This window comes from Ideonella sp. B508-1, from assembly GCF_000333615.1.
Classification (GTDB): domain Bacteria; phylum Pseudomonadota; class Gammaproteobacteria; order Burkholderiales; family Burkholderiaceae_C; genus Ideonella.
Genome location: NZ_BADL01000588.1, coordinates 16,178 through 27,196, shown reverse-complemented (window position 1 = coordinate 27,196; position 11,019 = coordinate 16,178). Strand labels below are relative to the sequence as shown.

At 65.8% G+C, this 11,019-nt stretch carries 11 protein-coding genes; 4 read left to right on the top strand and 7 right to left on the bottom strand.

All coding sequences use genetic code 11. The features are described 5' to 3' along the window. Positions 1 to 86: 86 nt before the first annotated feature. The 7 genes from I73_RS34645 to flhD all read right to left on the bottom strand — a co-directional run bounded on the left by I73_RS34645 (position 87) and on the right by flhD (position 4,634). Positions 87 to 461, bottom strand: coding sequence for a hypothetical protein (locus I73_RS34645; protein ID WP_022982847.1), 375 nt, complete (start codon positions 459 to 461; stop codon positions 87 to 89). 60 nt (positions 462 to 521) lie between these two features. Further along, positions 522 to 1,154 (bottom strand): protein phosphatase CheZ, encoded by a 633-nt coding sequence (locus tag I73_RS23420; RefSeq protein WP_022982846.1) that lies wholly within the window; start codon positions 1,152 to 1,154, stop codon positions 522 to 524. A 32-nt stretch (positions 1,155 to 1,186) separates the two neighbouring features. Beyond that, a complete protein-coding gene (gene cheY, locus I73_RS23415; protein WP_022982845.1) occupies positions 1,187 to 1,585 on the bottom strand; it encodes a chemotaxis response regulator CheY in 399 nt (132 codons plus the stop codon). 26 nt (positions 1,586 to 1,611) lie between these two features. Further along, on the bottom strand, positions 1,612 to 2,559 hold the full coding sequence (gene motB, locus I73_RS23410) for a flagellar motor protein MotB (RefSeq protein WP_022982844.1): 948 nt from the start codon (positions 2,557 to 2,559) through the stop codon (positions 1,612 to 1,614). Positions 2,560 to 2,574: 15 nt separating this feature from the next. Further along, positions 2,575 to 3,432, bottom strand: coding sequence for a flagellar motor stator protein MotA (motA, locus tag I73_RS23405; RefSeq protein WP_022982843.1), 858 nt, complete (start codon positions 3,430 to 3,432; stop codon positions 2,575 to 2,577). A gap of 251 nt (positions 3,433 to 3,683) precedes the next feature. After that, positions 3,684 to 4,262 (bottom strand): flagellar transcriptional regulator FlhC, encoded by a 579-nt coding sequence (gene flhC / locus I73_RS30185; RefSeq protein ID WP_022982842.1) that lies wholly within the window; start codon positions 4,260 to 4,262, stop codon positions 3,684 to 3,686. A 48-nt stretch (positions 4,263 to 4,310) separates the two neighbouring features. Next, complete coding sequence (flhD, locus tag I73_RS23395; RefSeq protein ID WP_022982841.1) at positions 4,311 to 4,634, bottom strand: flagellar transcriptional regulator FlhD; 324 nt, start codon at positions 4,632 to 4,634, stop codon at positions 4,311 to 4,313. 221 nt (positions 4,635 to 4,855) lie between these two features. Between flhD and I73_RS31170 the strand changes: the two genes are divergently transcribed. The 4 genes from I73_RS31170 (at position 4,856) to rfbH (ending at position 11,002) form a co-directional block, all read left to right on the top strand. Then, positions 4,856 to 7,648 (top strand): glycosyltransferase family 4 protein, encoded by a 2,793-nt coding sequence (locus tag I73_RS31170; RefSeq protein ID WP_159105925.1) that lies wholly within the window; start codon positions 4,856 to 4,858, stop codon positions 7,646 to 7,648. Positions 7,649 to 7,788: 140 nt separating this feature from the next. Next, positions 7,789 to 8,559, top strand: coding sequence for a glucose-1-phosphate cytidylyltransferase (rfbF, locus tag I73_RS23385; protein WP_022982839.1), 771 nt, complete (start codon positions 7,789 to 7,791; stop codon positions 8,557 to 8,559). Then, positions 8,556 to 9,641 (top strand): CDP-glucose 4,6-dehydratase, encoded by a 1,086-nt coding sequence (rfbG, locus tag I73_RS23380; RefSeq protein WP_022982838.1) that lies wholly within the window; start codon positions 8,556 to 8,558, stop codon positions 9,639 to 9,641. The genes rfbF and rfbG overlap by 4 nt, the downstream gene beginning before the upstream one ends. A gap of 32 nt (positions 9,642 to 9,673) precedes the next feature. Next, a complete protein-coding gene (gene rfbH / locus I73_RS23375; RefSeq protein ID WP_022982837.1) occupies positions 9,674 to 11,002 on the top strand; it encodes a lipopolysaccharide biosynthesis protein RfbH in 1,329 nt (442 codons plus the stop codon). Positions 11,003 to 11,019 lie beyond the last annotated feature (17 nt).

The following is an 11,019-nucleotide window of genomic DNA, read 5'->3' as shown; positions in this document are numbered from 1 at the left end:
GGGCCATTGTGGCCCGGGGCCGTGCCCGTGGGGGGCGGGGAAGCGGGGTGTTCGCCCCGCAATCTCCGGCGCCACCGGGCGGGGCCTCAATCGTCGGTCTTGAGCCAGCCGAGGTTGGCCGGCTTGCGTTCGCTGCCCTTGCGGGTGCGCAGCACCGACTGGAAGCCCTGCTGGCCGCCGGTCCACAGCGCATTGAGCAGACCGGTCACGTCTTCGCGGGTGAGGCTGTCCAGGTCGCGGCGGAACTGCTTGAGGGCCGAGGCCAGGATCTCACGCGGCACCGCCTGGTGCGTGGCCAGCACCAGCAGCATCGCGCGGTGCAGGTCGGTGCCGGCCAGATCGCACAGCAGGCGGATGCGCTCCAGGGCTTCGGCCGGGCGGGGTGACCGGTCCGGGGCCAGCCAGCCCAGCTCGGGGGGCAGTGCCTCGGGGGAGGGCTGGATCGAAGGAGACTCCGTCATCGGGCACCTCGGCGGTGATCGGGACGTCGAAGCACACGGGCCTGGGGCCCGTGTTGCCGCTCAGAAGCCCAGGCTGGCGAGGAGGTCGTCCACCTCGCCCTGGTTGGTCACCACGTCGGTGCGGCCTTCCGGGTTGACCACGGGGCCGTGCAGCACATTGGCGTCCACCTTGTCACGCTGCTCGGGCGGCACCACCTGCACCAGCAGCTTGACCAGGCTGTCTTCCAGGTCGTTGGCCAGGGTCACCACCTTGGCCACCACCTGGCCGGTCAGGTCGTGGAAGTCCTGGGCCATCATGATGTCCGTGAGGTGGGCGTCGATGCGGGAGGTCGAGTCCTCGACTTCCTTGACGAAGTTCAGCACCGCGCCCGAGGCCACGGCACGCACCGGGTCGGACACCAGGGTCTGGGCCAGCGCGCGGGTGGATTCGATGATGTGGGCGTGCTCGACCTTGGCCTGATCCACCGAGTTCAGCACCTTGTTGGCGGCGTCGGCCGTCTTGGTGGCGATGTAGTTCAGGCGGCTGCGGGCGTCGGGCAGGCCGTCGGCGGCGTTCTGCAGCTTGGGCATGACGCCCAGCTGTTGCATGGTGTCGTGCAGCAGGCGCGTGATGCTGCCCAGCTGCTGGAACACTTCAGGCGACACCGTCAACGGTTCGGTCGGTGTCAGGCTCGCCAGATCTTCCATTTTCATGACTGTCTCCTCGTGGGATACGGGACAGGGGATCAGGCGGTGGCCGCCAGCTTCTGCATGATCTTCTGGACTTTTTCTTCCAGCGTGGCCTTGGTGAAGGGCTTGACGATGTAGCCGGCCGCGCCGCTCTGGGCCGCCAGCACGATGTCTTCCTTGCGCGCTTCGGCCGTGACCATCAGCACCGGCAGGTGCTTGAGGCTGTCGTCGGCCTTGATGGCCTTGAGCAGGTCGAAGCCGTTCATGTTCGGCATGTTGATGTCGCTGACCACGAAGTCGAACTTGGCGCCCTTGAGCATGCTCAGGGCCACCTGGCCGTCTTCGGCCTCTTCGACGTTGTTGCAGCCCATTTCCTTGAGCAGGCCTCGCACGATGCGGCGCATCGTGGAGAAGTCGTCAACGACAAGGAATTTGAGATCGGTGGGGTTGCTCATGTCAGTCCTCTTGCGGTCTTGAGAGCTTATCGGTCGATTGGCGACGGAGTTGAGGCCTTTGTGTCCTCGGGGGTGGATTCGGCGTCAGCGCTGGCCGCCTCGGGGGCGGTCTTGAACACCCGGTCCTCGGCTTCGCGGTTCATCACGATGATCGAGATGCGCCGGTTGGACGGGTCGTGCGGGTCCTTGGGGTTGAAGAGCTGACTGGAGGCCAGGCCCTGCACCCGCAGGATGCGGTTTTCCCCCAGGCCCCCGGCGATCAGCTCGCGTCGGGAGGCGTTGGCCCGGTCGGCCGACAGCTCCCAGTTGCTGTAGCCCAGGCCGTTGCCGGAGAAGGGTGTGGCGTCGGTGTGGCCTTCCAGCGTCAGCAGGTTGGGCACGTCGGCCAGCACCTCGCCGATGGACCTCAGCAGGTCCCGCATATAGGGTTTGACCACGGCACTGCCGGAGTCGAACATGGGTCGGTTCTGCGCATCCACGATCTGGATGCGCAATCCGTCACGGGTCATGTCCAGCTTGAGCTGTGAACTCAGGGCCTTGAATTTCTCGCTGGCGGCGATGCGTTCCTGCAGGTTGTTCTGCAGCTCCATCAGCTTGGCCGCCTCGGCCCGGGCCTGTTCGGCCTTGAGGGCCTGCAGGTTGAAGGTGCGCTTGGGCGCCTCCACCGCGCCGTGCTTGACCTGGCCGGCGGTGCGGGTGAGGTCCTCGCCCCCGCCCTTGATGATGGAGGACGAGTCGCCCGAGCCGGAGCCCCCGCCCATGGCCACTTTCAGGGGAGAGTTGAAGTAGTCCTGCAGGCCCTTGCGGTCGCCTTCGGTGGTGGAGCCCAGCAGCCACATCAGCAGGAAGAAGGCCATCATCGCCGTCACGAAGTCGGCGTACGCGATCTTCCAGGCGCCACCGTGGGCACCGTGGCCGCCCTTCTTGATCCGCTTGACGATGATGGGCTGGAGCTTTTTGGCGTCGCCGGCCATGGCCTTGTCCTCGGCTTATTTCTTCTTCACGTGGCCTTCCAGCTCACTGAAGGTCGGGCGCTCGGTCGAGTACAGCACCTTGCGGCCGAATTCGATGGCGGTCTGCGGGGCGTAGCCCTGCATGGAGGCCAGCAGCACCGTCTTGATGCACTGCAGTTCCTTGCCGTCCTCGTCGATCTTCTGTTCCAGCAGGCCCGCCAGCGGCTCGGCAAAGCCGTAGGCCAGCAGAATGCCCAGGAAGGTCCCGACCAGGGCCGAGCCGATCATGCCGCCCAGCACCGCCGGGGGCTGGCCCACCGAGCCCATGGTGTTCACCACGCCCAGCACCGCGGCCACGATACCGAAGGCGGGCAGGGCACCGGCCAGACGGGCGATGGCCGCCGCCGGGGCATGGGCCTCGTGGTGGTGGGTCTCGAGCTCGGTGTCCATCAGGGACTCGATCTCGTGCGCGTTCAGGTTGCCCGAGACCATCATCCGCAGGTAGTCGGTGATGAATTCGGTGACGTGGTGGTCATTGCCCACCACCGGGAACTTCTGGAACAGCGCGGAGCTGTGCGGATCCTCGACATCCTTTTCGATGGACATCAGGCCTTCCTTGCGGGCCTTCTGCAGGATCTCGTAGAGCAGGGCCAGCAGCTCCATGGCGCGGGCCTTGGAGTACTTGCTGCCCTTGAAGCAGGCGCCCAGCCCCTTGCCGGTGGCCTTGAGCACCTTCATCTGGTTGTTGGCCACGAAGGCGCCCAGAGCCCCGCCGAAGATGGTGATCAGCTCGAAGGGCAGAGCGTGCAGCACGACGTGGATGTTGCCCCCGTGGGCGATGAACACCCCGAAGATGCAACCGATGGCGACGAGCCAGCCGACGATGACGAACATGGTGTGGCGGTCCGGGTTGGTGTGAGTGGCGCCTGTGCGCGCCTTTCACCTCATATCGGAGAGAGCATCGCCGCCTTGAGGTTTTTGGAAAGCCGGAAAAGCAGGGTGCTGCAGCGCCAAGAAAAAAGCGGGCCCCAGGGGACCCGCCACAAGGCACATGAATGCTGTGCCAGGAGGAGGAAGCTGCATGAAAACTTGCACCTGGCCCTGTTATCGCCCGCCGTGGGGCGGACTTGAGCCAGGCTCAGGGATCAGTGGGCGTCGACCGTGCAGGCGTCGCGCTCGGCGGCGCTGGGCATCTGCAGGGCGCCGGCCTGGCGGCCCTTGCCGGCACGGGCCGGCGGATTGCACAGACCGCACACATAGTGGCGGGCGATCTCGTGCGGGTGGGTGACGAAGTGGCCGCCGCAGTGGGTGCACTTGGTCATGGTCAGCATGCCGTTGTCCACGAACTTGACCAGGCGCCAGGCGCGGGTCACCGACAGCAGGGGCTCCAGGCCCTGGGCAGCGGTCTGCTCCAGGTACAGCTGGTAGGCCTTGATCACCGCGTCGATGTCCTCCATCTCGGAGGTCTTGTTCAGGTACTCGTGGATGTTCAGGAACAGGCTGGCGTGGATGTTGGGCTGCCAGGTCATGAACCAGTCGGTGGAGAACGGCAGCTGGCCCTTGGACGGGCTCTTGCCCGACACTTCCTTGTACAGGCGCAGCAGGCGCTCGTACGACAGATCGGTCTCCGACTCCAGCACCTGCAGGCGGGCGCCCAGGTGGATCAGGGTGACGGCACGTTCGATCTGCTTGGCTTCGGTGAGGATGCTCTTGGTGCGGGCCATGGTGTGTTCTCCGTCCTGGTCTTTATGGGTATGGGGTGCGGCCTGGGATCAGGCGGCTTCCTGGTGGCGGCCAGCCATCAGGATGGAAGCGTGCAGGCGGCTGACGCTGTCGTTGGAGGAGGACTTGCCGTGGTTGGTCAGCAGGCCCCAGACGAGGTCGTCGTCCATGCGGAAGCGGCACAGCAGCGTGTTGCTGGTGGCGATCTTCATCATCTGGGCCGGGGTCAGGGCGTTGATCAGGTTGGCGGTCTCTTCGGAGACGCCCAGGCGGAACAGGGCCTGTTCGCGGTCGGCGCGGATCAGGCTTTGCGCCAGCATCAGGTAGGACAGGTTGGCTTCGCGGATCTCGGCGAGGATCTGGGTCGTTTCCATGTTGCGGCTCCTGGTGGGTTGTGTTGCGCGTTTGTTTCGCGTTGGAATGAACTGTAAGCACATGAACTGGGCGGCAACATCGGGTCACTTCCAGAACTGGAGTCCCGGTTTTTCCGCCCTCCGTGTCAGACAAATTCCTACAAGCGCTGTCTCCCTGGGCGCCGTGTCGACCCTGGACCCTGCCATGGCCCCATGGTGTGCCCCCTATCAGGGTGACTTTTGTGCACCATTTCACGGCATGGCTTGTCCGTAGGTTTTCTAGACTGCCCCCAGCCGGAGTCCGTCCCGATCGCCAATCGCCGAAGGGGCCCCGGATCACTCACTCAGGGCCTGCTGACATGACATTCGGACTTCCCGCGGATCACACCCTCCTGTTCTTTGCGCCCTTCAAGAACCGCAGTGGCTACGGCATGGGCGGGCGGGCGCTGGCGGCGGCCTGGCACGCCGCGGGGCTGCGTGTGCGCCTGGTGTCGGTGAATGCCGAGGAGCCGGGCATCGACGACTTCGACCTCGACCTGCTGACCCAGCTGGAGTCGACGCCTTTGTCCGGGCAGGTGATTGCTCTGTTCTATCACGTGCCCAGCCAGTCCTGGCTCGACATCAAGCTGCCGCCCGGCTCTCTGAGGGTGATGCTGACCACCTTCGATGGTGCCCTGCAAGGCGCGCTGCCCCCGGCCGAATGGGTGCGCGTGTGCAATCACATGGATCTGGTGTGCGTGGCGGCCAACGAGATGTCCGCCTGGCGCGACGCGGGTCTGCAGGCTGACAAGCTGAGGCCGCTGGTGGTGCCGCACATCTGGTTCAACAACCCGAAGTTGCCGCCCGTCCAGCCGATGCACGACGACGGTGCCTTGCGTTTCGTGACCGTGGCGATGTTCCAGCCGCGGCGCCGTTGGGACACCCTGTTCGAGGCCTTTCTGCAGGAGTTCGCCGACGAGCCGAAGGCCGAATTGCATGTCAAGGTCAATTACCCGTCCTGGCACCCCGTGCCCGGCCAGCCGCAGCGCGATCTGCAGGCCATCCTCGCGCGCGCCTGCGAAGCCCATCCTTCCCAGGCCCGCATCTTCATCGACGATGCGCTGGGCACGCGGCTGGACATCTGCCGCCTGATCGACCGCAGCCATTACTACGTTTCGACCGACACGGCCGTGACGGCGCCGGTCGGCGAAGCCCTGATCCGGGGCAAGCGCATCATCGTCGCCCACTCGGTCGGCTCCACGCTGCTGGGCATGGACGCGGCCCTGATCACCATCGACGAGGATCCTCGGCACAGCCAGCCGATCACGCCCGAGATCCTGGCCTATCAGCCGCACCACAAGGAAGCCAGCATGCCGTTGCTGCATGTGACCGACGTGCGTGCGGCCCTGCGCCGGGCGCGCCAGGAGCGGGCGCAGTCACTGCAGCCCTGGGCCGGCTGGGCGGACTGGCTGGCCGTGGTCTCCTCCACGGCCCACGTGCCGCCGTTCTTCGAGGCCATTGCGCAGGCGGCCGCTGCCAAGGCCGCAGACCGGCGCATTCCGGTGCGCTGGGAGGGATCGCAATTCGTTTATCACAGCCTGGCCCTGGTCAACCGTCAGCTCTGCCTGGGCCTGCTGGCCTCGGGCGAGGTCAATCTCGGCATCCGGCCTTTCGAGCCCGACCAGTTCGACCCGGCCAAGTCCATGCCGACGGCGCTGCCCCTGGTCGCCTGTGTGGGCAAGCCGCTGGAGTCCACCGCGGTGCACGTGCGGCACCAATGGCCGCCCAACTTCACGCCGCCTCCTGAAGGCATGTGGGTGATGATCCAGCCCTGGGAGTTCGGCGGCATCCCGCAGGACTGGGTGGCCCCCATGCGCGACCAGGTCGACGAGATCTGGGTGCCCAGCCAGTGGGTGCGGGACTGCTATGTGGCCAGCGGGGTCCCCGCTGACAAGCTGCAGGTCATCCCGAATGGCGTCGATCTTGCGCGCTTCTCACCCGGTGACAGCCGCTATCCGCTCAAAACCCGCAAGAAATTCAAGATCCTCTTTGTCGGCGGCACGATTCACCGCAAGGGTATCGATGTGGTGCTGGAGGCCTATCTGCACGCCTTCAAATCCCATGAGGATGTCTGCCTGGTGATCAAGGGGCAGCCAGGCACGGTCTATCAGGGCAGCGATTTGCATGGTTTCCTCGAAAATGTCCGCACCCGCTTCCCCGATGCGCCGGAAATCGAATACATCACCGACGCTCTGACCGAAGACGAGGTGATTGCGCTGTATCGCTCCTGCAACGTGCTGGCCCTGCCGTATCGGGGCGAGGGCTTCGGACTTCCGATTGCCGAGGCCATGGCGTGCGGCCTGCCCGTCATCGTCACCCGTGAAGGCGCGGCGGCGGACTTCGTGCGGGAGGAGTTCGCCTTTCTGATCCCCAGCGAGCGCGGCCCGACCCAGGTGGACCGCTTCAAGCCTTCCGCCCCCGGTTTCTGGCTGCAGGAGCCGGATCTGAAGGCCGTATCCCGGGCCATGCGCGCGGCTTACACGGACCGCGCTGCGCTGCGCGACATGGGCCGGCGGGCCCGGGCATTTGCCGAGGCTCACCTGAGCTGGCAGGTGGCCAGCGACCTGGTGCTGTCGCGCCTGCGCGTGTTGTCCACCCAAACTCCCCGCCGTTTCAAGCCGAGAAAACAGGCATTCCTCTGCGATGTGGACTGGACCACGCTGGAATGGGTGGAGATTCTGATCGCCTATGCCAGCGAGTTTGCGCCTGGAGATCCGGTGACGCTTGCATTTGCGCTGACGTCCTCGAATACCGGCGGCATGAATGCCCAGCAGATCATCGGACTGATTGCCGAAGCCCTCTCCATGACAGGGAAAAGCGAGTATGCCGACATCATGTTGATCGAGTCGGTCGAAGATACAATGGATTTGTTCAAGACACATGATGTCCAGTGGGTCGACAACACGTCTGGGTCTGCGCTGGGGCTGGATGGCGAACTGGGTCAACGGCTCGGCAAGGCGCGGCTGTTGTACCAGGCGGCGGTGCGCGGTTCGTGAAGCATCATGCAGGTGACACAGGCCAAGTGCTGAACGGCCCTGCTGGTCACCCTAACCAAGGCTGAAATGATCCACGCTGCTGCCCAGACCGACCCCGGACACCGCTCGCCGTCCTGGCTCCCTCACGGCGGAGGTCGGCATTGAAGGCCGTCATCCTGGCCGGCGGAGCGGGCACCCGGCTGTCGGAGGAAACCTCCGTCCGACCCAAACCCATGGTCGAAATCGGTGGGCTGCCCATTCTGTGGCACATCTTGAAGGTCTATTCATCCTTCGGGGTCAACGACTTCATCATCTGCTGCGGCTACAAGGGCTACGTCATCAAGGAGTATTTCTCCAACTACTTCCTGCACATGTCGGACGTGACCTTCGACATGAGCAACGGCAGCATGCAGGTTCATGACCACAAGGCCGAGCCTTGGAAGGTCACCCTGGTCAACACCGGGGAAAACACGCTCACCGGGGGCCGCCTGCGCCGCGTGCGGCCCTTTCTGGGCGATGAAGATTTCTGTTTCACCTATGGCGACGGTTTGGCGGACCTCGATATTGGCGCCCTGATCCGCTTTCACCAGGCGCACGGCCGGGAAGCCACGATGACCGCGGTCAGGCCGCCTGGGCGTTTCGGTTCGGTGGAATTGCTCGGCGACGCGGTCAACCGCTTTGTCGAGAAGCCGCTGGGCGACGGTGGCTGGATCAACGGCGGCTTTTTCGTGCTCAAGCCGCGCGTCATCGACCTCATCGCGCACGACATGGTCACCTGGGAATCCACGCCGCTGGAGACCCTGGCTGCCGCGGACCAGTTGCGGGCCTTCAAGCACGATGGCTTCTGGCAGCCGATGGACACCTTGCGCGACAAACACCAACTGGAGTCGCTGTGGTCCAGCGGCCAGGCCCCGTGGAAATTCTGGAAATGAGCCCCGCCGCAGCGGCCGCGCCGAATGCCGCGTTCTGGGCGTCACGCCGTGTGCTGGTCACCGGCCACACCGGCTTCAAGGGCAGCTGGCTGAGCTGGATGCTCCATGCGCTGGGCGCCGAGGTTCACGGCCTTGCCCTGGCGCCCGAGCCCGACAGCCTGTTTGACATGGCCGAGGTGGCCTCCATCCTGGCCTCCGATCTGCGGGTGGACATCCGCCAGCCCGAACGGCTGGCGCAGGCCGTGGCCGACTGCCGGCCCCAGGTGGTGCTGCATCTGGCGGCACAGGCCCTGGTGCGCGTGGGCTACGAGGATCCACTGGGGACCTACGACACCAATGTCCAGGGCACCGCCAACCTGCTTCAAGCCTGCCGTGATCGGGCCGACCTGCAGGCCGTGCTGGTGGTGACCACCGACAAGGTCTACCGCGACGAGCGCCAGCCCTGGCCCTACCGCGAAACCGATCCGCTGGGAGGGCATGACCCCTACAGCAATTCCAAGGCCTGTGCCGAACTGGTGGTGCAGGCCTTTCGTGGCAGTTACTTCAGTGGCGACGCCAGACCGCGTCTGGTCACGGCCCGGGCCGGCAACGTGATCGGCGGCGGGGACCGTTGTCGCGATCGGCTGCTGCCCGATTTGTTCAGGGCACTGCGGGCGGGGCGGCCGCTGGCGCTGCGCCATCCCCACGCCACCCGTCCCTGGCAGCATGTGCTGGATGCCCTGTCGGGCTATCTGGTGCTGGCCGAAGCCATGGCGGGGGGGCGTGCCGGCCTGGCCCCGGCCTACAACTTCGGCCCGTCCGTGGACGAGATCTGGTCGGTCGCAGACGTGGCCCGTCAGGCCTGTCACCAGTGGGGTGGCGGGGATGTGGTGACCTTGGCCGCCCCGGACGGCCCGCACGAGTCCCTGCATCTGCGCCTGGACGCCAGCCTGGCCCGCCAGTCGCTGGGCTGGCAGCCGCGGCTGGACACCCGCCAGGCGATTGCCTGGACGGTCGATTGGGAGCGCCAGCTGTTTGCCGGGCAGCCGGCCCATGCGCTGATGCAAGCGCAGATCCGGGCGCACCTGGGCCCGGGGCGCTGATTCGATGAGGCAGACATCCAAGGAGGCCATGCGTGGCGAATGAAGAGGCCCTGCAGCTGCGTCAGCGGATCGCTGAACTGGTCGACCAGTACGCGGCGCTGACCTTGGGCCAGCCCCGGCCTTTCGAGCCGGGGGTGAGCGTGGTGCCGCCTTCGGGCAAATTGCTGGATGCGGCGGAGCTGCGCCTGATGGTCGAGGCCAGCCTGGACGGCTGGTTGACCACCGGCCGCTTCAATGCGGCCTTCGAGTCCGGCTTGGCCCAGTTCCTGGGCGTGCCCCACGTGCTGACGGTCAACAGCGGGTCCTCCGCCAACCTGGTGGCCTTTCACACGCTGACCTCGCCTCGCCTGGGCGAGCGGGCCATCCGGCCGGGCGATGAAGTGATCAGCGTGGCGGCGGGATTCCCGACCACGGTCAATCCGATCCTGCAGTTCGGGGCCGTGCCAGTCTTCGTCGATGTCGACATTCCGACCTACAACGTCGATGCCAGCCTGATCGAGGCGGCCATCGGGCCGCGCACCAAGGCCATCATGCTGGCGCACACGCTGGGCAATCCCTTCAACCTGGCCGTGGTCACCGACCTGTGCCGCCGCCATGGCTTGTGGCTGGTCGAGGACTGCTGCGATGCCCTGGGATCGACCTACCGAGGACAGAAGGTCGGCACTTTTGGCGACATCGGCACCCTGAGTTTCTACCCCGCCCATCACATCACGATGGGCGAAGGCGGGGCGGTGTTCACCCGACACGACGAACTGCGCCGCATCGCCGAGAGCTTCCGTGACTGGGGCCGCGACTGCTACTGCGCGCCCGGCAAGGACAACACCTGTGGCCGCCGCTTCTGCCAGCAATTGGGCCAGCTGCCGCCGGGCTATGACCACAAATACACTTACAGTCACCTCGGCTACAACCTGAAGATCACCGACATGCAGGCTGCCTGTGGCCTGGCCCAGCTCGGCAAGCTCGAAGCTTTCATCGTCGCGCGGCGCCGGCATTTCACCTTCCTGCACGAGCGTCTGCGCAGTTGCGAGGAATTCCTCATCCTGCCGCAGGCCACCGCCGGTGCGGAGCCGTCCTGGTTCGGCTTTCCCATCACCCTGCGCGAAGAGGCACCGGTCTCTCGCCTGGACCTGCTGACCTACCTGGACCAGCAGCGCGTCGGCACCCGGCTGCTGTTCGCCGGCAACCTCACCCGGCAGCCCTATATGCAGGGTCGCAACTACCGTGTCAGCGGCACGCTGGCGCGCTCCGACACGGTGATGTCCAAGACCTTCTGGATCGGCGTGCAGCCTGCACTGACCGAGCCCATGCTCGAGCATGCCGCCGCCAGCATCGAGCAGTACCTGGGCGTGCGCTTCGACTGAGCGCGCAGGCCCGCAGG

Coding starts and splice junctions, on each gene's coding strand:
- I73_RS34645 (WP_022982847.1), bottom strand. CDS start 461: ATGACGGAGTCTCCTTCGATCCAGCCCTCCCCCGAGGCACTGCCCCCC.
- I73_RS23420 (WP_022982846.1), bottom strand. CDS start 1,154: ATGAAAATGGAAGATCTGGCGAGCCTGACACCGACCGAACCGTTGACG.
- cheY (WP_022982845.1), bottom strand. CDS start 1,585: ATGAGCAACCCCACCGATCTCAAATTCCTTGTCGTTGACGACTTCTCC.
- motB (WP_022982844.1), bottom strand. CDS start 2,559: ATGGCCGGCGACGCCAAAAAGCTCCAGCCCATCATCGTCAAGCGGATC.
- motA (WP_022982843.1), bottom strand. CDS start 3,432: ATGTTCGTCATCGTCGGCTGGCTCGTCGCCATCGGTTGCATCTTCGGG.
- flhC (WP_022982842.1), bottom strand. CDS start 4,262: ATGGCCCGCACCAAGAGCATCCTCACCGAAGCCAAGCAGATCGAACGT.
- flhD (WP_022982841.1), bottom strand. CDS start 4,634: ATGGAAACGACCCAGATCCTCGCCGAGATCCGCGAAGCCAACCTGTCC.
- rfbG (WP_022982838.1), top strand. CDS start 8,556: ATGAGCCCCGCCGCAGCGGCCGCGCCGAATGCCGCGTTCTGGGCGTCA.